The sequence below is a fragment of the Pseudonocardia sp. Cha107L01 genome, assembly GCF_052566575.1.
Map to the genome: position 1 here is coordinate 781,727 of NZ_CP199579.1, position 21,571 is coordinate 803,297.

19 protein-coding genes and 1 tRNA gene are annotated in these 21,571 nt (G+C 72.4%); 11 read left to right on the top strand and 9 right to left on the bottom strand.

The features are described 5' to 3' along the window. The first annotated feature begins 3 nt into the window (after positions 1 to 3). Positions 4 to 519 (top strand): universal stress protein, encoded by a 516-nt coding sequence (locus ACTXG6_RS03715; RefSeq protein WP_445186354.1) that lies wholly within the window; start codon positions 4 to 6, stop codon positions 517 to 519. A gap of 96 nt (positions 520 to 615) precedes the next feature. Here ACTXG6_RS03715 and ACTXG6_RS03720 read toward each other — a convergent pair. Next, positions 616 to 690 (bottom strand) — tRNA-Thr (locus tag ACTXG6_RS03720). A 150-nt stretch (positions 691 to 840) separates the two neighbouring features. Here ACTXG6_RS03720 and ACTXG6_RS03725 point away from each other — a divergent pair. Then, the gene (locus ACTXG6_RS03725; RefSeq protein WP_445186355.1) at positions 841 to 2,340 is read left to right on the top strand and encodes a threonine/serine ThrE exporter family protein; all 1,500 of its coding nucleotides are present in this window, start codon (positions 841 to 843) and stop codon (positions 2,338 to 2,340) included. 26 nt (positions 2,341 to 2,366) lie between these two features. After that, entirely contained in the window at positions 2,367 to 3,782 is a 1,416-nt protein-coding gene (locus ACTXG6_RS03730; RefSeq protein ID WP_445189898.1) for an alpha,alpha-trehalose-phosphate synthase (UDP-forming), read from the top strand. A gap of 3 nt (positions 3,783 to 3,785) precedes the next feature. Here ACTXG6_RS03730 and ACTXG6_RS03735 read toward each other — a convergent pair whose 3' ends face one another. After that, positions 3,786 to 4,889: a LacI family DNA-binding transcriptional regulator gene (locus tag ACTXG6_RS03735; RefSeq protein WP_445186356.1), complete on the bottom strand. Its 1,104-nt coding sequence runs from the start codon at positions 4,887 to 4,889 to the stop codon at positions 3,786 to 3,788. Positions 4,890 to 5,052: 163 nt separating this feature from the next. Between ACTXG6_RS03735 and ACTXG6_RS03740 the strand changes: the two genes are divergently transcribed. The 3 genes from ACTXG6_RS03740 to ACTXG6_RS03750 all read left to right on the top strand — a co-directional run bounded on the left by ACTXG6_RS03740 (position 5,053) and on the right by ACTXG6_RS03750 (position 7,771). Further along, positions 5,053 to 5,997, top strand: coding sequence for a metal ABC transporter solute-binding protein, Zn/Mn family (locus ACTXG6_RS03740; RefSeq protein ID WP_445186357.1), 945 nt, complete (start codon positions 5,053 to 5,055; stop codon positions 5,995 to 5,997). Between the two features lie 146 nt (positions 5,998 to 6,143). Further along, positions 6,144 to 6,911: a metal ABC transporter ATP-binding protein gene (locus ACTXG6_RS03745; protein WP_445189899.1), complete on the top strand. Its 768-nt coding sequence runs from the start codon at positions 6,144 to 6,146 to the stop codon at positions 6,909 to 6,911. After that, a complete protein-coding gene (locus tag ACTXG6_RS03750; RefSeq protein WP_445186358.1) occupies positions 6,908 to 7,771 on the top strand; it encodes a metal ABC transporter permease in 864 nt (287 codons plus the stop codon). Before ACTXG6_RS03745 ends, ACTXG6_RS03750 begins: the two co-directional genes overlap by 4 nt. Here the strand turns inward: ACTXG6_RS03750 and ACTXG6_RS03755 are convergent. From ACTXG6_RS03755 to ACTXG6_RS03780, 6 genes are all read right to left on the bottom strand, one after another. Further along, on the bottom strand, positions 7,768 to 8,241 hold the full coding sequence (locus ACTXG6_RS03755; RefSeq protein WP_445186359.1) for a MarR family winged helix-turn-helix transcriptional regulator: 474 nt from the start codon (positions 8,239 to 8,241) through the stop codon (positions 7,768 to 7,770). The two genes, ACTXG6_RS03750 and ACTXG6_RS03755, sit on opposite strands and share 4 nt — an antisense overlap. 175 nt (positions 8,242 to 8,416) lie before the next feature. Then, complete coding sequence (rlmB, locus tag ACTXG6_RS03760; protein WP_445186360.1) at positions 8,417 to 9,409, bottom strand: 23S rRNA (guanosine(2251)-2'-O)-methyltransferase RlmB; 993 nt, start codon at positions 9,407 to 9,409, stop codon at positions 8,417 to 8,419. Between the two features lie 354 nt (positions 9,410 to 9,763). Beyond that, entirely contained in the window at positions 9,764 to 11,164 is a 1,401-nt protein-coding gene (gene cysS / locus ACTXG6_RS03765; RefSeq protein WP_445186361.1) for a cysteine--tRNA ligase, read from the bottom strand. 166 nt (positions 11,165 to 11,330) lie between these two features. Continuing rightward, positions 11,331 to 11,807: a 2-C-methyl-D-erythritol 2,4-cyclodiphosphate synthase gene (gene ispF / locus ACTXG6_RS03770; RefSeq protein WP_445189900.1), complete on the bottom strand. Its 477-nt coding sequence runs from the start codon at positions 11,805 to 11,807 to the stop codon at positions 11,331 to 11,333. A 230-nt stretch (positions 11,808 to 12,037) separates the two neighbouring features. Further along, positions 12,038 to 12,790, bottom strand: a complete 753-nt coding sequence (gene ispD, locus ACTXG6_RS03775; protein WP_445186362.1) for a 2-C-methyl-D-erythritol 4-phosphate cytidylyltransferase — start codon at positions 12,788 to 12,790, stop codon at positions 12,038 to 12,040. A gap of 2 nt (positions 12,791 to 12,792) precedes the next feature. After that, positions 12,793 to 13,281, bottom strand: a complete 489-nt coding sequence (locus tag ACTXG6_RS03780; protein ID WP_028924515.1) for a CarD family transcriptional regulator — start codon at positions 13,279 to 13,281, stop codon at positions 12,793 to 12,795. A gap of 331 nt (positions 13,282 to 13,612) precedes the next feature. Here ACTXG6_RS03780 and ACTXG6_RS03785 point away from each other — a divergent pair, with 331 nt between their 5' ends. Both ACTXG6_RS03785 and radA read left to right on the top strand, forming a co-directional pair. Beyond that, the gene (locus ACTXG6_RS03785) at positions 13,613 to 14,167 is read left to right on the top strand and encodes a hypothetical protein (RefSeq protein ID WP_445186363.1); all 555 of its coding nucleotides are present in this window, start codon (positions 13,613 to 13,615) and stop codon (positions 14,165 to 14,167) included. 53 nt (positions 14,168 to 14,220) lie between these two features. Beyond that, on the top strand, positions 14,221 to 15,600 hold the full coding sequence (gene radA / locus ACTXG6_RS03790) for a DNA repair protein RadA (RefSeq protein WP_445186364.1): 1,380 nt from the start codon (positions 14,221 to 14,223) through the stop codon (positions 15,598 to 15,600). A 148-nt stretch (positions 15,601 to 15,748) separates the two neighbouring features. Here the strand turns inward: radA and ACTXG6_RS03795 are convergent, their stop codons facing one another. Then, complete coding sequence (locus ACTXG6_RS03795) at positions 15,749 to 17,179, bottom strand: hypothetical protein (protein WP_445186365.1); 1,431 nt, start codon at positions 17,177 to 17,179, stop codon at positions 15,749 to 15,751. Between the two features lie 395 nt (positions 17,180 to 17,574). Here ACTXG6_RS03795 and ACTXG6_RS03800 point away from each other — a divergent pair, with 395 nt between their 5' ends. From ACTXG6_RS03800 to valS, 3 genes are read left to right on the top strand one after another with little or no spacing between them, the layout of a single operon-like run. Continuing rightward, positions 17,575 to 18,063: a beta-class carbonic anhydrase gene (locus ACTXG6_RS03800; RefSeq protein WP_445186366.1), complete on the top strand. Its 489-nt coding sequence runs from the start codon at positions 17,575 to 17,577 to the stop codon at positions 18,061 to 18,063. Between the two features lie 46 nt (positions 18,064 to 18,109). Continuing rightward, the gene (locus tag ACTXG6_RS03805; RefSeq protein ID WP_445186367.1) at positions 18,110 to 18,991 is read left to right on the top strand and encodes an A/G-specific adenine glycosylase; all 882 of its coding nucleotides are present in this window, start codon (positions 18,110 to 18,112) and stop codon (positions 18,989 to 18,991) included. Positions 18,992 to 19,018: 27 nt separating this feature from the next. After that, positions 19,019 to 21,568, top strand: a complete 2,550-nt coding sequence (gene valS, locus ACTXG6_RS03810; protein ID WP_445186368.1) for a valine--tRNA ligase — start codon at positions 19,019 to 19,021, stop codon at positions 21,566 to 21,568. Positions 21,569 to 21,571 lie beyond the last annotated feature (3 nt).

The window sequence follows — 21,571 nt, forward strand, 5'->3', positions numbered from 1 at the left end:
CCGATGACCGCACTCTGGACGCTTCTCCGGAACCGACGACGAAGCGACCTTGGCCGCGCCGCCCCGGTCGCCGTGGTGCTCGCTTCGAGTGGCTCACCGATCAGTGAAACCGCGATCGACAGGGCTTCGTCGCTGGCTGACGGCGGCGCAACGGCGGTGGTAAGCATCGCTCGGGTGCACGGATCCGCGTTCGGGCTCCCGAACCCCGGGCTTCTGCCGACCCGCCGCGAACGGGAGGAACAACGCGCCATCGTCGCGGCCGCGATCGAGGGACTCGCCCACCGTCACCTCGAAGCGGACGGCCACGTTATCGTCACACGCAACGCCGGCCTTGCGATCGCCCGGTTGGCCCGGGCCCGCGGCGCCAGCCATGTGGTACTCCAGGCATCTCCACAGGGGCGCTTTCGCCGACTGTTGGAAGGTGACCCAGCCCGCGCGCTGCGGCGCGGCCTCGGCCCACATGTGGCACTGGTCCTCGTCACCCCCCAGACCGAGTCGGTGCACCCGAACCTGGCCTGACAGACGCCTCGCCAACACCGTTGTTGCCTACAGTTCAGGCCCGGGGCCGAACATACATGATCACACAACGCCGATCAGACAGATAATCGCGTGAGCTGGAGCCGGTGGTCGGGGTCGAACCGACGACCTATCGCTTACAAGGCGATTGCTCTACCACTGAGCTACACCGGCGCGCGCGACGTCACTGCCGCGACGGGATAATCATGGCATCCCCGCCCCTACCCTGGACACCATGACACCGTCGATCACCGAGTGGGCGCTACCGCTCGCCGAAACCGAGCGGGGACGGGCGCGGACCTCGGCGGGCGGTGACCTGGCGCGGTGACCAGATTCGGCCAGCGGGCTCGGCTGGCACTGCGCCGACGGACGCCGGCCCGCCGCCCGCCCGAGGCCCAGCCCGAAAGCCAGCCCGCGCCCAATGGGCATCGGGGCGGCTGGCTGCACGACCTGAACGGCCGCTGGCACCTTCGGCACAGCGACAACGGGGTGACCACGGAGGCGGTCATGATCCCGGGGGCGGCGCCCGAGGCCGGCCCCAGCGTGCCCGACGACAGCCAGGTACTGCAGGTGCTGGACCTGGCCATGCGGATCGGCGAGGTACTGCTGTCCAGCGGCGAGGGCGTCGCCGAGACCACCGCGACCATGCTGCGGCTGGCCGATGCCGGCGGTCTGCCGACCTGTGAGGTGGACATCACCTTCACCTCCATCACCATGAGCTGCCACCGGGGCATGGTGGCGCCGCCGGTGACCACCATGCGGTTGGTTCGCTACCGGTCGATGGACCTGACCCGGCTCACCGACCTGGCGCGGCTGGTGGGCCGCGTCGAGCGCGAGGTGCTCGGCTTCACCGAGGCCTCCACCGAGCTGGACGCCATCACCCGCGCCCGCCACCCCTACCCGCGCTGGCTGACCACGCTGGCCTGGTCCGGGATGGCCGCCTCGGTGGCCGTGCTGCTCGGCGGTGGGGCGGTCGCCTCGGTGGTGGCCTTCTTCGCCACCGGCGTGATCGACCGGATCGGCCGGCTGCTCAACAGGTACCAGCTGCCGATGTTCTTCCAGCAGATGACCGGTGCACTGCTGGCCACCGGGATCACCGCGACGCTGCTCTACTTCTCGCTGCTGCCGGCCGGTGTACAACCTTCCCTGGTGGTGGCCGCCGCGCTGACGGTGCTGCTGTCCGGGCTGTCCGTGGTCGGCGCGGTGCGCGATGCCATCGACGGGTTCTTCCTCACCGCGGCCGGCCGGGCCGGCGAGATCACCATGTTCTCGGCGGGTCTGCTCGGCGGCGTGGTGCTGGTACTGAAGGCCGCGCTGGTGTTCGGCGTCGAGCTCTCGGTGGTCGGCCCACTGCCCAGCAGCAACCTGTCCCTCGCGGTGCGGGCGTTCGCCGCCGGGATGACCTCCGGGCTGTTCGCGCTGGCCAGCTACTCCCCGGTGCGCTACCTGCCGTCGGCGGCCGGCACCGGCGCGGCCGCCTGGGTGATCTACACCCTGCTGACCCAGGCCCAGTTCGGCCCGGTGGTGGCCACCGGCATCGCGGCGATCGGGCTGGGCATCGTCTCCGGACTGCTGCACCGGCTGACCGGCGTGCCCCGGCTGGTCATCACCCTCGGCGCGATCACCCCGCTGCTCCCCGGTCTCACCGCCTACCAGGGCTTCTACCAGCTCGCGGTGAGCGGAGTGACGGACGGACTGGTCACCGTGATGCTGGCGCTGGCCATCGGACTGGCGCTGGCCGGCGGGGTGGCGCTCGGCGAGTGGATGACCAGCACACTGAAGCCACCCGTGCCGGTCACCGCGCCGGGCGCCGGGGCGAAGTAGGGTCGGTGGTCGTGAACCAAAGTGGCATGTCCGACTTCATCGTGGTGGCCAACCGGCTGCCCGTCGACCTCGTCGTCGGCGAGGACGGCAGCCAATCATGGAAGCGCAGCCCCGGTGGCCTGGTGACAGCGCTGGAGCCGATGCTGCACGGCCGCGACGGCGCCTGGGTCGGCTGGGCCGGGATGTCCGACGTGGACGTCGAGCCCGAGGTGCAGGACGGGCTGCTGCTGTACCCGGTGCCGCTGTCCGAGCACGAGGTCAACGAGTACTACGAGGGCTTCTCCAACGCCACGCTGTGGCCGCTCTATCACGACGTGGTCGCGCCGCCGGTGTTCCATCGGTCCTGGTGGCACACCTACGTGCAGATCAACCAGCGGTTCGCCGAGGCCGCCGCGAAGGTCGCCGCGCCGGGCGCCACCGTGTGGATCCAGGACTACCAGCTGCAGCTCGTCCCCGGCCAGCTGCGCGAACTGCGCCCCGACCTGCGGATCGGCTTCTTCCTGCACATCCCGTTCCCGCCCACCGAGCTGTTCATGCAGCTGCCCTGGCGGACCCAGATCGTGCAGGGACTGCTCGGCGCCGACCTGGTCGGCTTCCACACCCCCGGCGGGGTCCGCAACTTCCGCTGGCTGGCCGCCCACCTGGCCGGCAGCCGGCTCTCCGGCAGCACCACCGGCACCGGCGGCCGGCCCGGTGAGATCGCCTACGACGGGCGCACCGTGAAGGTGGGCGCGTTCCCGATCTCGATCGACTCGACGGCGCTGGACAAACTGGCCAAGACACCGGCGGTGCGGGCCAGAGCCGCGCAGATCCGCGACGACCTCGGCAACCCGAAGCGGGTCGTGCTCGGGGTTGACCGGCTGGACTACACCAAGGGCATCAACCTGCGGCTGCACGCGTTCCACGAGCTGCTGATGGACGGCCGGATCGATGCCTCGGACACGGTCATGGTGCAGCTGGCCACGCCGAGCCGGGAACGCGTCGAGCACTACCAGCAGATGCGCGACGACATCGAGCTCACCGTGGGGCGGATGAACGGCGAGTTCGCCAGGGTCGGCCACCCGGCGGTGCACTACCTGCACCAGTCGCTGCCGCGCGACGAGCTGGCCGCCTTCTTCGTTGCCGCTGACGTCATGCTGGTGACCCCGCTGCGTGACGGCATGAACCTGGTCGCGAAGGAGTACGTGGCCTGCAAGTTCGACCTGTCCGGCGCACTGGTGCTCTCCGAGTTCGCCGGCGCGGCCATCGAGCTGAAGGACGCGTACCTGGTCAACCCGCACGACCTGGACGGGGTGAAGAACACCCTCTACGAGGCGCTGACCATGCTCCCCGAGGACGGCCGGCGCCGGATGCGGGCGATGCGCCGCCAGGTGCTCATCCACGACGTGGACCGCTGGGCGAGGTCGTTCCTGCACGCGCTCGGCCTGCCCGGCCAGCGGTAACCGCTACAGGCCGGAAAACCAGCGGTCGGCGGCGGGCGGTGGGCCGCTGGTGGCGCCGGGGATGAGCTCGGTGGGCAGGATGACCGAGCGGGGGTCGGTGCGGTCGCCCCGGTTCAGCAGCAGCTGGCCGGCCATCCGGCCCTTCTCCTTGACCGGCTGGCGGATCGTGGTCAGTCCGGCCCGGATCGCCTCCGGCACGCCGTCGAAGCCGGTCACGCTGAGGGACTCCGGCACCCCCCAGTTGCGCTCCTCGGCCAGGCGCAGTGCGCCGAGGGCCAGCACGTCGGAGGTGCAGACCAGCGCGGTGATCCCGAGATGGGCGTCCATCAGCTCGGCGGCCGCCGAAGCACCGGCCTCGCGGGAGTGCTCGAAGCGCTCCACCACCGGCACCTCACCCCAGTCCACGCCGGCCTCGGCGAAGCCCTCGCGCAGCCCGCGCAGCCGTTCGCGTTGTACCGGGAAGGTGGCCCGGCGCTGGCGGGCCAGGTCGGCGTAGCCGTCGGAGCGGGTGTTGCTCAGCCGCATGCAGATCACCCCGATCCGCCGGTGGCCGAGGTCGGCCAGGTGCCTGGCCATCGCCAGCATGCCGCCCCGGTCGTCCACGCCGACCCGGTCGACGCCCTCGACATCCATCGGCTGGTCGGCCACCACGGTGGGCAGCGGCCGCTCCAGCACCGCCATCAGGTGCGGGTCGCGCTCGGGCACCGAGTAGACGACGAAGCCGTCCACGCTGGCCTGGTGCACCGCGCTGACGTCGGTGTCGCCCCGGCTGGCCGGCATCAGCAGCAGGCCCTGGCCAGCGTCCTCGCAGGCGCTGGCCAGACCCTCCAGGAAGCCGAGCGCGGCCGGGTCGCGGAACGCGAAGGACAGCTCCTCGGTGAGCAGCAGACCGACGGCGCGCGCCTGCCGGGTGCGCAAGGATCGGGCCACCGGGTCGGGGCCCGGATAACCCAGCCGCCGGGCCGTCTCCAGCACCCGGGTGCGCAGCTGAACGGAGAGCTGATCGGGCCGGTTGTAGGCGTTCGAAACGGTGGTTCGGGACACCCCGAGCTCGGCGGCCAGGGACGCCAGAGTGGCGGGCCGCCGGACGCGCGGGCTGCGAGTCATCCCGCAACCGTAACGGTTCAGAAGATTGCCGGGTAGTGAGCCGCCTCAGGGTCAACGCCGTCCTCAGCCACGTCGGCGGCGACGCGTTCCGGTGGCGGAACGGCGACATCGACCAGACCGGATCAAACGACAACGATTACCACTTTCGGGTATGGTTCCAGCTATGACCTCCCGACCCCGCGCCACCCTGCTCGCCGCCCTGGCCGTGGCCGCCGCACTCGCACTGGCCGGCTGCGGGGAGGGCGGCTCCGCGCCGGCCGCCCCGTCGCAGACCGCTCCGCCGGGGGCCGGTGGCACCGTCGGCGTCGTGGCCACCACGGACGTCTACGGGTCCATCGCCAGCGCGATCGGCGGCAACCACGTCAAGGTCACCTCGATCATCCACTCGCCGGATGCCGACCCGCACGAGTACGAGAGCACACCGGCCGACGCGGCGGCGGTGAGCGAGGCGAAGCTGTTGATCCAGAACGGCGGCGGCTACGACGACTTCGGCGGCAAGCTGGTGACCGCCTCCGGCGGCAAGCCGACCGTGATCGATGTCTCCCAGCTGTCCGGTCTGGACAGCGGTCCCGACTTCAACGAGCACGTCTTCTACAGCCTGCCCACCATGGCCAAGCTGGCCGACACCCTCAGCACCGACCTGAGCAAGACCGACCCGGCGAACGAGGCCGAGTACCGGGCCAACGCGACCGCGTTCAAGACCAAGTTGGACGGGCTGAACGGCAGGATCGCCGCGATCAAGACCGCGCACCCCGGCGCCCGGATCGCGATCACCGAGCCGGTCCCGCTCTACCTCACCGAGCAGGCCGGGCTCGTCAACGCCACCCCGGAGGCCTTCTCGCACGCGATCGAGGACGGCAACGACCCGCCGGCCGCCGTGCTGCAGCAGACCCTGGCGCTGTTCAACGGTCCGGCCAAGGTGTCCGCGCTGCTGCTCAACGGCCAGACTGAGAGCTCGTCCACCAGTCAGGTGGAACAGGCCGCGAACTCGGCCGGCGTACCGGTCGTCAAAGTGACGGAGACACTCCCCGCGGGCACCATGGACTACGTGACCTGGATTGGCGGGGAGATCGACCAGTTGGCGACCGCGCTGGGCGACCATCGATGACGACGCTCGGCGCCTCGCTGCGCCAGAACGATCCCGGCCCCGGCCCGGACCGGCCGCCCTCGGGCGCACCCGGCCAGGAGCGGCCCCCGGCGCCCCGTTCCGAGCCGCCGGCCGGCGTCCCGGCGGTCGAGCTGCGCGGGGCGCGGATGGCGCTGGGTGAGCGCGTGCTCTGGGACGGGCTTGACCTGCGGATCGAGGCCGGCGAGTTCGTCGCGGTACTCGGCCCCAACGGCTCCGGCAAGACCACCCTGCTCAAGGTCCTGCTCGGCCATCGCGAGCTGACCGGTGGCACGGTGCGGGTCAACGGCCGGGCCCCCGGCGGCGCCGGCACCCGGGTCGGCTACATCCCGCAGCAGCAGGCGATGGACGTCGACGTCCCGCTGCGGGCCCGTGACCTGGTCGGCCTCGGGCTGGACGGGCACCGCCTCGGCCTCCGGATCGGACGCCGGGCGCGGCGGGAGCGGATCGACCGGGTCGACGCCGCGCTGGCCGCCGTCGGTGCCACCGGATACGCGAACTCGGCCGCCGGGCGGCTGTCCGGCGGCGAGCAGCAGCGGCTGCGGGTGGCGCAGGCGCTGGTCGGGGACCCGTCGGTGCTGCTCTGCGACGAGCCGCTGCTGTCCCTGGACCTGGCCAACCAGCGGGTGGTCAGCGAGCTGATCGACCAGCGGCGGACCGAGGCGGCCACCGCGGTGCTGTTCGTCACGCACGAGATCAACCCGGTGCTGCCGCTGGTGGACCGGGTGCTCTACCTGGTCAACGGGCAGTTCCGGGTGGGCACACCCGACGAGGTGATGACGACCGAGGTGCTGTCCGAGCTGTACCGCACCCAGGTCGACGTACTGCGGGTGCGGGACCGGTTGGTGGTGGTCGGCGCCGAGGATCCCGGCTGCCACCGGGAGCACACCGCATGATCGACATCCTGGGTCGGCTGTTCGACTTCACCGGCACCGGAGCGGCGCTGCGGCTGCCGTTCGTGCAGACCGCGCTGATGGCCGCCGCGGTGCTCGGCCTCATCGCCGGGCTGCTCGCCCCGCTGATCGTGACCAGGGGCATGGCGTTCGCCGTGCACGGCACGTCCGAGCTGGGCTTCGCCGGCGGCGCGGCCGCGCTGGTGGCCGGGGTCAACGTCGGGCTCGGCGCGGTGGCCGGCGCACTGGTCGCGGCGGTGGTGTTCGGCTTCCTGGGCCTGCGCCAGCGCGAGCGGGACTCGGTGATCGGCGTCGTGCTCGCCTTCGGGCTGGGCGTCGGCGTGCTGCTGCTCGCCGTCTACCCGGGGCGCTCGCAGAACAAGTTCGGGCTGCTCACCGGCTCGATCGTGTCGGTGGACTCGACCAACCTGTGGCTGCTCGTCGGCTGCGCGGTGGTCGTGATCGGCACGCTCGCGGTGTACTACCGGCCGTTGCTGTTCGCCAGCGCCGACCCCGAGGTGGCCGCCGCGCGCGGCGTACCGGTTCGGCTGCTGTCCATCGTGTTCGCGGTGCTGATCGGGCTGAGTACCGCGCTGGCGGTACCGGCGGTCGGCGCGATCCTGGTGCTGGCGGTCATGGTGACCCCCGGCGCCGCGGCCGCCCGGGTGTCCGCCAACCCGGTGGTGGTGACCGTGCTCGCGGTCGTGTTCGCCGAGGTCTCGCTGATCGGCGGGGTGCTGCTGTCGCTCGGCCCCGGCGTACCGATCTCCGGCTACGTGGCGACGTTGATCTTCCTCTGTTACCTGGGCTGCCGCCTGTTCGCCCGCCTCCGCCGCCCCGCCGCTCTCCTGGCGAGGAGCTAGTCGTCCTGGGCGGTGCGCTGGGCGCTGATCCGCGCGGCGACATCGATGATGACCTGCAGCTCCTCGTCCGTCGCAACGGACAGGAAGTACCGCCGCACGGCCTCGTCGTGCAGGGCGGTGGCCACCCGCATGGTCTGCTCGGCGAGCGGGGTCGCGGTCATGGTGAGCTGGCCGGTGCCTTCCTCGTACACCCGCTCGACCAGGCCGCGGGAGCCCATCCGCTTGAGCTGGTGCGAGAGTCGGCTCGCCGACCAGTTCAGCTTGGCCGCCAGCGCCTTGAGGCCGGACAACCGATTCTCCGGCGCGTCACTCAGCCTGTTCAGCACCAGGTAGTCGGCAGAGCTCAACCCGGTGGCCGGCGCGACCGCACCGGACACCAGGCCGCGCAACGTATCGGCCAACACCAGCACGGCCCGCCACGCCTCCCGCTCCCGCCCGGACAGTGGCTCGCTGGTCACGGAGCTGCTCACCGCCGAACGGTACCTCTCCTGCCGGACAATCGGGCCTCAGCGTCCCGGAGAGCGCCCGGTCCGGCGCAGGCAGGTTCTTCCCCCGAAGCCCGGCGCCCCGAGCTCAGCGTCGGGCTCAGCGTCGGGCTCAGCGTCGGGCTCAGCGTCGGGCTCAGCGTCGGGCTCAGCGTCGGGCTCAGTGCCCCCGGGAGTGCCGGCGCCGCCGGGCGACCTCGGCCAGTAGCACGCCGGCCGCCACCGAGGCGTTCAGCGACTCCGCCGGCCCGGTCATCGGGATGGACACCGTCACGTCGCAGGTCTCGCGCACCAACCGGGATAGCCCCCGGCCCTCCGAGCCCACCACGACGACCAGCGGGTCGGCGGCCAGGGTGAACTCGTCCACGTTGACCTGGCCGTCGGCATCCAGGCCGGCCAGCATCAGCCCGGCGGTGGCGTACTCGCGCAGGGTGCGGGTCAGGTTGGTGGCCCTGGCCACCGGGATGCGCGCCGCCGTGCCCGCCGAGGTACGCCAGGCAACCGCCGTCACACCGGCCGAGCGGCGCTGCGGCAACAGCACGCCGTGCGCGCCGAACGCGGTCGCCGAGCGGATCACCGCGCCGAGGTTGCGGGGGTCGGTCACCCCGTCGAGCGCCACTATCAGCGGCGGCCGGTCGGACTCCTGCGCCGTCTCCAGCAGCTCGTCGGGGTGGGCGTACTCGTAGGGCGGCACGGTCAGCGCCAACCCCTGGTGCAGTGCGCCGCTGGCCATCCGGTCCAGCTCGGACTTGGGCACCTCGAGGATCGCGATGCCGGCGTCGGCCGCCAGTCGGACCGCCTCGGCGACCCGCTCGTCGGCGTTGGTGGCCTGCGCCACGTGCAGCGCGGTGGCCGGAACCCCGGCGCGCAGGCACTCCACCACCGGGTTGCGTCCGAACACCGTCTCGGCGGTGTCCACGTCGCCGCTGCGCTTGCGCGCCCGGCCGGCCACGTTCGCGGCGGGCTTGCCGCCGCCCTTCCTGGCGGCGGCCGCCGCGCGCTTGTGCGCGACGTGCCCGGGCCGCGCCTCGGCGGGCGGCGTGGGCCCCTTGCCCTCCAGGGCACGTCGACGCTGACCGCCTGAGCCAACCACCGCGCCCTTCTTGGTCCCAGCTTTGCGGATCGCGCCGTGTCGGCGTGAGTTGCCGGCCATCAGGGCTTGTCTCCTAGTGTCGTGGTAACGAGGTTCCTTGCCCGGATCCGGTGATCCAGGTGGATGAATCGCAAGGCGGAGGTGCGGGCCGATACCGCTGTTGTATCGGCCCGTGCCGACAACGCCGCGAGGCGTCCGCCTGGGCGCCGGAGACGGGTAAGACGACCTCGTTTCCGCGACACCAGGTTCATGTCGTGTGATCGGTGGTGCGGGTGCCCGGATGCGTCGCACCGGGTCAGGGGAAGGGGGCCGCCGGTACGGCTCTCGTACCGGGGGCGAACGGCGACGCCGTGGGGCGGGAACAGCACAGCGCGGCACAGCCGGCCGGATGACTTAGGCGTCATGCCCTGCTCTTCAACCGTCCTTCAGCGTCCAGGTGGCGCCGTCGCGGGTGTCTTCGACGATGACGCCGGCGGCGAGTAGCCGGTCCCGGATGGCGTCCGACGTGGTGAAGTCTCGTTGGGCACGGGCCTCGGCCCGCTGCACGAGCAGGTCCTCGACCAGCGAGGACAGCGCCACCCCGGCCGCGCCCTCGGCGGCGCCCTGTTGGTGGCGCCACTGCTCGCCGAGCGGGTCCAGCCCCAGTACGTCGGTCATCGCGCGCACCGAGGCGGCGGCGGCAGCGGCGACCGCCCGGTCCCCCGAGTCGAGGGCCGCGTTGCCCTCCCGCACCACGGTGTGGATCGCGGCGACCGCGCCCGGTGTGCCCAGGTCGTTGTCCAGCGCGTCGACGAACTCCGCCGGCAGTACACCGTCGGACAGCGTCGGCACCCCGATCCGCTCCCGCACCCGGTGCAGGAACGCCTCTATCCGACGGTACGCGGCGACCGCCTCGGACAGCGCCGCGTCGGAGTACTCGATCATCGAGCGGTAGTGCGGTGCCACCAGGTAGTAGCGCAGCTCGGCACCCCGGACCCGCTGCAGCAGCACGTCGATGGACAGCGTGTTGCCCAGCGACTTGGACATCTTGTCCCCGCCCAGGGTGACCCAGGCGTTGTGCGTCCAGTACCGGGCGAAGCCGTCGCCGACCGCGCGGGACTGCGCGCGCTCGTTCTCGTGGTGCGGGAAGACCAGGTCGAGGCCGCCGCCGTGGATGTCGAACTCCGGCCCGAGGTACATGCTGGCCATCGCCGAGCACTCCAGGTGCCAGCCCGGCCGGCCGGGGCCCCACGGGGTCGGCCAGGCCGGCTCCCCCGGCTTCGCCGCCTTCCACAGGGTGAAGTCGTTCGCGGCGCGCTTGCTGCCGCAGGCGGACTCGCCCTGCTGCATCTCGTCGGGGCGCTGGCCGGACAGCGCGCCGTAGTCGGGATAGGACCGCACGTCGAAGTACACGTCGCCACCGGCGGCGTAGGCGTGCCCGCTGGAGATCAGCCGGTCCATCAGCTCGATCATCTGCGGCACGTGGCCGGTGGCCCGGGGACCGATGGACGGCGGCAGGCAGCCCAGCGCCAGGTACGCGGCGTCGAACGCCCGCTCGTGCGTGGCCGCCCACTCCCACCAGGGCCGGCCCGCTTCGGCCGCCTTGTTGAGGATCTTGTCGTCGATGTCGGTGACGTTGCGGACCAGCGTCACGTCCAACCCGCCCCGGCCCAGCCAGCGGCGCATGACGTCGTAGTTGAGACCGCTGCGCACGTGGCCGATGTGCGGCATGCCCTGCACGGTCGCGCCACAGACGTAAATCGACGCTGCCCCGGCCCGCAGCGGGGCGAACTCCCGCTCACTTCTGGTGGCAGTGTCATAGAGGCGCAGACTCACACGACCAAATGATACGGGGTCGCCGGTGCGGAGATTGCAGCACCGTGAACCGCGGCGGCGAGGGCCCCGGATCGGCGGCGCGCGGTGATGTCCGGCCGACTCCGATTTCCGGTGCGATGATCGTCACAGCCGCTGTCACCCGTCCGGCTGTCGTGTCCTGCTCGGACTAGTCGGGCGGAGCTGGTACGAGCAGCGCGGTGGCCACCGCGGCGATGCCCTCGCCCCGCCCGGTCAGCCCCAGCCCGTCGGTGGTGGTGCCGGACACCGACACCGGACCGCCGACCGCCTCGGACAGTGCCAGCTGCGCCTCGTCCCGGCGGGTACCGATCCGCGGCGCGTTGCCGATCACCTGCACCGCGGCGTTGCCGACCACCCAGCCGGCCACCGACAGCAGCCGCCGCACCTCGGTGAGCAGCGCGACGCCGTGCGCACCCGCCCAGCGCGGGTCGCTGGTGCCGAACACCGCGCCGAGGTCGCCGAGACCGGCCGCCGACAGCAGCGCGTCGCACAGCGCGTGCGCGGCCACGTCGCCGTCCGAGTGACCCGCACAGCCGGGCACCCCGGCCCAGTACAGCCCGGCGAGCCAGCAGTCCCGCCCCGGCGTCACCGGGTGGACGTCGGTGCCCAAGCCGACCCTCGGGATCGCCGGGAGCGGCGGGAGCGGCGGCGTCGGCGGCGTCGGCGGGAGCGGCGGCGTCGGCGGCGTCGGCGGGGTCGGCGGCGTCGGCGGCGTCGGCGGGAGCGGCGGCGTCGGCGGCGTCGGCGGGGTCGGCGGCGTCGGCGGCGTCGGCGGGGTCGGCGGGGTCGGCGGCGGCGTCGGCGGCGTCGGCGGTGGCGGGGTCGGCGTCGCCGGGAGCGGCGGGGTCGCTGCCGTCACCCGGACACCAGCAGCTCGGCGATCCGCAGGTCCCACGCGGTGGTGATCTTGAAGGCGAGCGGGTCGCCGGGCACCGTGTGCACCGGCACGCCGAGGCGCTCGACCAGCCCGGCGTCGTCGGTGGCCACCGAGCCGGAGCTCGGGCCGCTCGAGTCCGGGCCGCCGGGAGAGTCCGGGTCGAAGCCGGCCGCGCGGTACGCCCGCTGCAGCAGCGCCAGCCGAAACGCCTGCGGCGTCTGCACCGCGCGCAGGGCGGACCGGTCGGCGGTACCGATCACCGCGCCGGCCACATCGACTTCCTTGATCGTGTCGGCCACCGGCAGCACCGGGACCACGGCGTCCGCCCCACCGGCAACCGCCGCGACGAGCGCACTGACCAACGCCGGCGGCGTGAGCGAACGCGCGGCGTCATGAACCAGTACGGTGTCCGCCTCGGGATACCTGCGCGCACCGAACCACAGCGCGGCGGCCACCGAGGAACCCCGGTCCGCCCCGCCGGCGACCACCTCGATCCGGGACAGCTCACCGGACGGACGATCACCCGACCGGTCGGCGAACAACTCCCGGACATCAGCCATATCAGCTTTTCGTACCGCCACCAGGACATGGTCGACCGAGCCCGAGTCCAACAACCCTCGGACTGCGCGGACCACGAGTGGGACACCGCCGAGCTGCACCAATGCCTTTGGCATGCCCGCGCCCAGCCGAACGCCGTCGCCAGCGGCCGGGACGAGCGCGAGCACGCTCAAAGTCAGGAGGCGGTAGCCAGCACTTCGTCGAGCAGTAGTTCGGCCTTTTCCTCGTCAGTACCCTCGGCGAGCGCGAGTTCGCTGACCAGAATCTGCCGAGCCTTGGCCAGCATGCGCTTCTCGCCAGCCGAGAGGCCGCGATCCTTCTCACGGCGCCAGAGGTCACGAACGACCTCAGCAACCTTGTTCACGTCGCCAGACGCGAGCTTTTCGAGGTTGGCCTTATAGCGTCGAGACCAGTTAGTCGGCTCCTCGGTATGCGGCGCCCTGAGAACGTCGAACACCCGGTCCAGGCCCTCCTGGCCGACCACGTCGCGGACGCCGACGAACTCGGCATTGTCCGCTGGCACGCGAACCGTCAGGTCTCCCTGGGCGACCTTCAGGACGAGGTACTGCTTTTCCTCGCCTTTGATCATCCGTGTTTCGATAGCCTCGATGAGCGCAGCACCGTGGTGCGGGTAGACGACGGTCTCTCCGACCTTGAAAACCATATGTCCTCTGCCCCTTTCGGTGACTCCAGGTTAACACGCCGAGTCATGGCCAGGCTCACTGGGATGGCTCGTCCTCGCAGGTCAGGGGGTTGACATTGACGCAAGATCATGCAAGCAAGGTCAACCGACAATGGTCCGCGAGTACCGCACCGGAACACTGACGGAACACGCCGACCACCGCGATGACCAACCGGAAGTGGTCGAGGCTAGGCTTCTGGCCAGGTCATCCGGTACGCACCGGGCGACCGCACCGCACACCTAGCCGCTCACCGGCCGGACGCCACGGTCGCGCACACCGGACGAGCAGCCGCACGAAGGGACCCGCACAGTCGTGAAGCGACGCGCCGCCGCAGTAGCCACGCTCGCCCTCTCCGCCGCGCTGGGGCTCGCCACGCTGACCGGCTGCGGTGCCGGGCAGATCACCCAGACCGACACCCAGGCCTCCGCGGTGAACGGCTACCAGGGCCAGGCCGGGCGCATCATGGTGCGCAACGCCAGCATCGCCTACACCGGACAGGCGAAAACCGGGGCGATCTACACCGCCGGCGGGGCCGCCGACCTGAACATGACGCTGGTGAACGTGAGCCCGATCGCGGACCAGCTGATCTCGGTGAGCAGCCCGATCGCGGCGGCCGGGCTGATCCAGGGCGACGCGGTGATCGGCGGCGGCCGTGCGCTGCAGGTCGGCAACGGCGACTCCCCCTCCGACGCCGCGGCGCTGGCCGACAAGACGATCAGTGTCCGGCTGGTCGGGCTCAAGCAGGACATCACCGCCGGGCTGAACTACCCCGTGGTGCTCACCTTCCAGCGCGGCGGCGTCGTCAACGCCGAGATCCCGGTCGGCTACCCGACCGGCGACCTGGCCATCCGCTCCAGCTCGAACTGAAGTCGGGCGGGGCACTGAACCGGCCGGACCGCCGGGCCGGCGGCAGCCGGGGCGTGGCCACCCACCGCTGCACGGAGTGCGGCCACCAGGTCGCCAAGTGGGTCGGCCGCTGCCCCGAGTGCCAGAGCTGGGGCAGCATCGAGCAGAGCGCCGTCGTGCGGGCCCCGGACCGTCGCGTCGCCGCGGGGGCACCGGCCACCGCGGCGCTGCCGATCTCCGCCGTCGAGCTGGACTCCGCGCGCGCCAAGCCGACCGGCGTGCCCGAGCTCGACCGGGTCCTCGGCGGCGGGCTGGTGCCCGGCGTCGTGGTGTTGCTGGCCGGTGAGCCGGGCGCCGGCAAGTCCACCCTGCTGCTCGAGGTCGCCGCGCGCGCCGCGGCGAGTGGCGGGCCGGTGCTCTACGCCACCGGGGAGGAGTCGGCCGGGCAGGTACGGCTGCGCGCCGAGCGCACCGGCGCGGTGAGCGACGCGCTGTACCTCGCCGCGGAGTCCGACCTGGGCTCGATCATCGGCCATCTGGACGCGCTCAAGCCGACGCTGCTGGTGGTCGACTCGGTGCAGACGGTGTCCTCCGCCGAGGTCGACGGCGCGCCCGGCGGGGTCACCCAGGTGCGCGCGGTGACCGTCGCGTTGACGGCGCTGGCCAAGGAGCGCGGGCTGCCGGTGATCCTGGTCGGGCACGTCACCAAGGACGGCTCGGTGGCCGGCCCCCGGGTGCTGGAGCACCTGGTCGACGTGGTGCTCAACTTCGAGGGCGACCGGCACTCCACGCTGCGGCTGGTGCGCGGGATCAAGAACCGGTTCGGCCCGGCCGACGAGGTCGGCTGTTTCGAGCTGCGCGACGACGGCATCCACGGGGTGGCCGACCCGTCCGGGCTGTTCCTGGCCGACGCCTCGCTGCGGCGCAACAGGCTGGTGCCCGGTACCGCGATCACCGTGGCGGTGGAGGGCAAGCGGCCGCTGCTGGCCGAGGTGCAGGCGCTGGTGGCCGGCAAGGACATCCCGTCGCCCCGGCGCGCGGTGAGCGGGCTGGACTCGTCCCGGGTGGCGATGATCCTGGCCGTGCTGGAACGGCGGGCCCGGGTGCGCCTGGTCGACGCCGAGGTCTACACCGCGACCGTCGGCGGCATGCGGATGACCGAGCCGGCCGCCGACCTCGCGGTCGCGCTGGCTGTCGCCTCGGCGAAGCTGGACGCCCCGCTGCCGGCCGGGCTGGTGGTACTCGGCGAGCTCGGGCTGACCGGCGAGATCCGGCGCATCGCCGGCCTGGAGCGCCGGCTGACCGAGGCCGCCCGGCTCGGCTTCAGCGCCGCGGTGGTGCCCGCCGACTCCGGGCTCACCAAGCGCGACCGGAGCGGCGCGCTCGCCGGCCTGCGCATCGTCGAGGTGACCCACCTGGTCGAAGCCCTGGACCAACTGATTAGTCCGAACTGACCGGCACCGCCGAACCTCACCCCGCCACTTCCCGCGAGTCGGGGATCTCAGCACACCGAGTCGGGCCTCTCAGCACATCCGCCGACAGGCTGGCCGCCGTCCCCCGGACGGTCCGGAGGCGGCGGCCAGCCCGACGGGCCGAGTGTGACTACGACAGTGTGAACGGGGCCGGGCCACTACTCAGTGGACCGAGCTTGCCGACCAGCTGGTAGGTACCGGGGCCGACCGCCTGCCGCGTGCCACCGCAACCCGGGTGCGAGGTGCGCCCCGCCCAGCTGAGCGAGAACACCACCGGCTTGCCCGGGTCCAGCACCCGGACGTCCGGCTTGTGGTTGGCGTCGCAGTCGTTGCTCGCCCACATCTGCCCGGCCTTGCCGTTGATCACCAGACCCTGCAGCCCGGGGTCCAGGTCCCGGCTGCACGGCTTGTCTCCGATGTTGGCGATGACCAGCCGGAACATCGGCTTCTGGCCCACCTTGTAGTTCGCCGCCGCAACCTGCGAGACCAGCGCGAGGTCCTGGTCGGAGCACTTGGCGACAACAGGTACAGCATTCGGCTTCGGGCTGTGTGCGCCACCGTGTCCGGGCTTGGTGGCTCCGGAGCCGATCGCGGCGGGGTCGGTGTCGCCCGGGGCCGTTGCGTAGCCCGGGGTCGCCGCGTTGCCCGGGACCGCCGCGTGGGGGCCGTCGGGCGCCATCGGGGCGGGCGGGACGACGCTGGGCGGCGGGGCGGCGCCGACCTGTCCCCGGTTGAAGTCGCTGTTCGAGCCGGCCGGGTAGCCGGGCCTGGCCGCCGTACCAGGACTGGTCAGCGCACCGGGGCGCGCCGAACGAGGCGAGCCGGGCTGCGTGGCTCCGGGCTGCGTGGCTCCGGGCTGCGTGGCGCCGGGTTGCGTGGCGCCGGGTTGTATGGCTCCGGGCTGTGTGGCCCCGCGCTGCGTCGAGCCGGGCTGCGAGCCGGGCCGCGACCCGGGTTGCGCCGACCCGGCCCGCGACCCGGACAGGGCGGACTGCGGGGGCAGCGACGAGCCGTACGCACCGGCCGGCGGCACCGAGGCACCGCTCGGCAACGTCGAGCCGGACTGTCCCGCGGCCAGGCCGGGAGCGCCCGAACCACCGGCCGTCATCCCGGGGTTGGCGGCGTTCAGGCCGGGGTCGGAACTGGCCAGGCCGGGGTTGCCGGCGGCCAGCGTGGCATCACCGGGCGCCGCGGGTGCGCCAGGAAGCGCGGAAGGCCGCGGGGCCGCGGGGTCCAGCCCGGTACCCGGCGCCGCACCCGGCAGACCGGAACCGGGCAGGGGTGCTCCGGTCGCCAGCCCGCTCGGCAGTCCGGCGCCGGGCAGGGCGGCCTGGGACGGCGCGGGCTGCGCCGACGGTGGGGCGACCGGTTCGCCGGCCGCCGCCGGTGGTGTGAACGCGAGCGGCTCTGAGCCAGCTGTGTTCATCTCCGCGCCGGTCTGAGGCGCTGCCGGCTGGCTCGGGCCGGACACCGCCCAAACGACCAGCAGCACAACGCCGAGGACGGCCGCTACGGCAATGGCCCGCCGCCGCCAATACACCAGTTCCGCTGGGTCGATCATGCGGTGAACGTTAACTGGAGGTTGAGGGATTCTTCGGTAACCGAGCACGGCGAGTCACGAGATTCTTGCGCATCCACCCAAATGAGTCAGTCGCCCTCCGGTTCTTGCGCCCGAACGGTACCGAGGGTCTACTCATCGTGTGATGCGCATGTGCCTCGAGTTCTTCTGGCCGAGCCGCCGTGTCGCGCACTTCGACGAATTCTGTCGTCGCGCCGGCTGACACCCGGCCTCCAGCTGCTGCCCGGCCCGGGCTGTTCCAGGTCGAGTCCGCCAGCGCCGCAGTCCGCCCGCGTACCCCGCTCGACGCTGTTCGAGCTCGTCAACGCCCCTACCCCTGGGCTATCCCGAGGCCTGATCCGAAGGCCCGCTTCCGAGTCCGACCCAAGGAGACCGCTGTGTCCGTCACCGATCAGCTACTCGAGAACAACGCCGCCTATGCAGCCACCTTCGAGGGCCCGCTGCCGCTGCCACCCTCGAAGCACGTCGCCGTGGTGGCCTGCATGGACGCCCGGCTCAACGTCTACGGCATCCTCGGCCTCAATGACGGCGAGGCGCACGTCATCCGCAACGCCGGTGGCGTGGTCACCGACGACGAGATCCGCTCGCTCGCGATCAGCCAGCGGCTGCTCGGCACCGAGGAGATCATCCTGATCCACCACACCGACTGCGGCATGCTGACCTTCACCGACGACGCGTTCAAGGCGTCCATCCAGGACGAGACCGGGATCAAGCCGCCGTGGTCGGCCGAGGCGTTCCCCGACCTGGACGCCGATGTCCGGCAGTCCATCGCGCGGATCAAGGCCAGCCCGTTCGTACCCAAGACGGACGCGGTGCGCGGCTTCGTGTTCGACGTGGCCACCGGCAAGCTCAACGAGGTCGTCTAGCAGGGTGCCGAACCCAGGGCCGGGAGGCGGCCGGCACACTAGCGGCGTGGCTGCCTCCCTACCCGAACTGCTGCTGCCCTGGTTCGACGAGCACGCCCGCGACCTGCCGTGGCGCCGCCCGGGTACCACGCCGTGGGGGGTGCTGGTCAGCGAATTCATGCTGCAGCAGACGCCGGTGAGCCGGGTCGCACCGCTGTGGACGGAGTGGCTGGCGCGCTGGCCGACGCCGTCCGCGCTGGCCGCCGCGCCCCAGGCCGACGTGCTGCGCGCCTGGGGCAAGCTCGGCTACCCCCGCCGGGCACTGCGGCTGCACGCGGCCGCCACCGCGATCGCCGAGCAGCACGGCGACGTAGTGCCGGCCGATCTGGACGCACTGCTCGCGCTGCCCGGCGTCGGCGCATACACCGCCAGGGCCGTGCTGGCGTTCGGCTACCGACGCCGTGCCCCGGTGGTGGACACCAACGTCCGCCGGGTGATCGCCCGCGTGGTGCACGGCGCGGGGGACGCCGGCCCGGCCCGCACGACCGCCGACCTGGCCGACGCCGAGGCGCTGCTGCCGGCCGGGGACGCCGAGGCCGCCCGGTTCTCCGCCGCGATGATGGAGTTGGGCGCGGTGCTCTGCATCGCCGGCACGACACCCCGGTGCGGAGGCTGCCCGGCGCTGCACGAGTGCGCCTGGCACGCGAATGGCCGCCCCGCCTACACGGGTCCGGCCCGCGCGGTGCAGCGCTACGCCGGCACCGACCGCCAGGTCCGGGGACGGCTGTTGGACGTGTTGCGCGGGGCGCCGGGGCCGGTGGAGCGGACCGCGCTGGACGTGGTGTGGTCGGACGCCGTGCAGCGGGACCGGTGCCTGCTCTCGCTGCTGGAGGACGGGCTGGTCGAGCAGCTCGACGACGTGCGCTTCGCGCTACCCGGGCAGGCCTGACCCGCCTCCCCGATTACGCTCGCACGCGTGTCTGAGATCGCGCCGACGGTGCCGGAACGGCCCTCCCTGGACGGAATGGATGCCCACTGGGCGGCGCGCTGGGAGTCCGACGGCGTATACCGGTTCCGCCCGCCGGCCAGCCGGGCCGAGGTGTTCTCCATCGACACGCCGCCGCCGACGGTCAGCGGGTCGCTGCACGTGGGGCACGTGTTCTCGTACACGCACACCGACATCGTGGCGCGGTTCCAGCGAATGCGCGGCAAGCGGATGTTCTACCCGATGGGCTGGGACGACAACGGCCTGCCGACCGAGCGCCGGGTGCAGAACTACTTCGGGGTGCGCTGCGAGCCGTCGCTGCCGTATGACCCCGAGCTGCCCGTGCCCGAGCCGGCGAGCCCCAAGGCGCGCCCGGTCGACGTGTCCCGGCGCAACTTCGTCGAGCTGTGCGAGCGACTGACGGGCGAGGACGAGCTGGTGTTCGAGCAGGTCTGGCGCCGGCTCGGGCTGTCCGTGGACTGGTCGATGACGTACACCACGATCGGCCGCCCGGCGCAGCGGATCTCCCAGTTGGCGTTCCTGCGGCTGCTGGGCGCCGGCGAGGCGTACCAGGCCGAGGCGCCGACGCTGTGGGACGTCGGCTTCCGCACCGCCGTCGCGCAGGCCGAGCTGGAGGACCGCGAGTTCGCCGGGGCCTGGCACCGGATCGCCTTCCACGGCCCCGCCGGCCCGGTGTACATCGAGACCACCCGTCCCGAACTGCTGCCGGCCTGCGTGGCACTGGTCGCGCACCCGGACGACGAGCGCTACCAACAGCTGTTCGGCACGACCGTGCGCACCCCGGTGTTCGGCGTCGAGGTGCCGGTGCTGGCCCACCCGGGCGCCGAGCGCGACCGGGGCGCGGGCATCGCGATGTGCTGCACCTTCGGCGACCTCACCGACGTGCAGTGGTGGCGCGAGCTGAAGCTGCCCACCCGCACGGTGATCGGCCGGGACGGGCGTTTCCTGCCCGAACCGCCGGCCGGCCTGGACGATTCCGCCGGCCGCGCCGCCTACGCCGAGCTGGTCGGAGCCACGGTGCACACCGCCCGGGAGCGCGTGGTGGCGAAACTGCGCGAGACCGGTGACCTGGACGGCGAGCCCCGCCGCACGGTGCGCCCGGTGAAGTTCTACGAGAAGGGCGACAAGCCGCTGGAGATCGTGTCCAGCCGGCAGTGGTTCATCCGCTCGGTGGCACACCAGGACGCCCTGCTCGAGCGCGGCGCCCAGCTGGACTGGCACCCGGCCTACATGCGAGCCCGCTACGAGGACTGGGTGCGCGGCCTGAACGGCGACTGGCTGGTCAGCCGGCAGCGGTTCTTCGGCGTGCCGTTCCCGCTCTGGTACCCCCTCGACGCGGCCGGCGAGCCGGACTACACGGCGCCGATCACGCCGGCCGAGGACGCGCTGCCGGTCGACCCGTCCTCGGACACCCCGCCCGGCTACCGGGAGGACCAGCGCGGACGGCCCGGTGGCTTCGTCGGCGACCCGGACGTGATGGACACCTGGGCCACCTCGTCGCTCACCCCGCAGCTGGTCTGCGGCTGGGAGAGCGACCCGGATCGGTTCGCGCTGACGTTCCCGATGGACCTGCGCCCGCAGGGCCACGACATCATCCGCACCTGGCTGTTCGCCACCGTGCTGCGCGCCGAGCTGATCGCCGGCACGCTGCCATGGCGGCACGCGGCGCTGTCCGGCTGGATCCTGGACCCGGACCGCAAGAAGATGAGCAAGTCCAAGGGCAACGTGGTCACCCCGATGGATCTGCTCGAGCAGTTCAGCCCGGACGCGGTGCGCTACTGGGCGGCGAGTGGGCGGCCGGGCACCGACACCGCGTTCGACCAGGGCCAGATGAAGATCGGCCGGCGACTGGCCACCAAGTTGCTGAACGCCAGCAAGTTCGTGCTCAGCTTCCCGTCGCCCGCCGCTTCGGCGGCCGTTTCCGAGACGCTGGACCTTGCCGTGCTGAGCGTGCTGGACGAGGTCGTCGGGCAGGTCACCGCCGCGCTCGAGGACTTCGAGTACACCACGGCGCTGGAGCGCATCGAGCGGTTCTTCTGGATGTTCTGCGACGACTACCTGGAGCTGGTCAAGGACCGCGCCTACGGTTCGCCCGACGTCACCGAGGGAGCCACCGACTCGGCGCGGCTGACGCTGCGAACCGCGCTGTCCGTGCTGCAGCGGTTGCTGGCGCCGTACCTGCCGTTCGCCGCCGAGGAGGCCTGGTCGTGGTGGCACGACGACTCGGTGCACACCGGTGACTGGCCGGTACCGGCTCGGCCCTCGGGCGCCGGGCCCGGCGCCGAGGTGATCGCGCTGGCCAGCGGGGTGATCGGGGCGGTCCGCAAGGCCAAGTCGGACGCCAAGCGCTCGATGCGCTCCCCGGTGCGGGTTGCGCGGGTGTCCGCCCCGGCCGGGTCGCTGGCCGCGGCGCGGGCGATCAGCGCCGATCTGCGCGCCGCCGGCAACGTGGCCACCCTGCTGGTGGAACCGGCGGCGGACCAACAGCTCCGGGTCGACGTGACCCTGGCCGAGGACTGACAG

Bases quoted from the DNA above. Each gene is read 5' to 3' on its own strand.
- ACTXG6_RS03715 (WP_445186354.1), top strand. From the start codon at position 4: ATGACCGCACTCTGGACGCTTCTCCGGAACCGACGACGAAGCGACCTT.
- ACTXG6_RS03730 (WP_445189898.1), top strand. From the start codon at position 2,367: ATGTCCGACTTCATCGTGGTGGCCAACCGGCTGCCCGTCGACCTCGTC.
- ACTXG6_RS03735 (WP_445186356.1), bottom strand. From the start codon at position 4,889: ATGACTCGCAGCCCGCGCGTCCGGCGGCCCGCCACTCTGGCGTCCCTG.
- ACTXG6_RS03740 (WP_445186357.1), top strand. From the start codon at position 5,053: ATGACCTCCCGACCCCGCGCCACCCTGCTCGCCGCCCTGGCCGTGGCC.
- ACTXG6_RS03745 (WP_445189899.1), top strand. From the start codon at position 6,144: ATGGCGCTGGGTGAGCGCGTGCTCTGGGACGGGCTTGACCTGCGGATC.
- ACTXG6_RS03750 (WP_445186358.1), top strand. From the start codon at position 6,908: ATGATCGACATCCTGGGTCGGCTGTTCGACTTCACCGGCACCGGAGCG.
- rlmB (WP_445186360.1), bottom strand. From the start codon at position 9,409: ATGGCCGGCAACTCACGCCGACACGGCGCGATCCGCAAAGCTGGGACC.
- ACTXG6_RS03780 (WP_028924515.1), bottom strand. From the start codon at position 13,281: ATGGTTTTCAAGGTCGGAGAGACCGTCGTCTACCCGCACCACGGTGCT.
- ACTXG6_RS03795 (WP_445186365.1), bottom strand. From the start codon at position 17,179: ATGATCGACCCAGCGGAACTGGTGTATTGGCGGCGGCGGGCCATTGCC.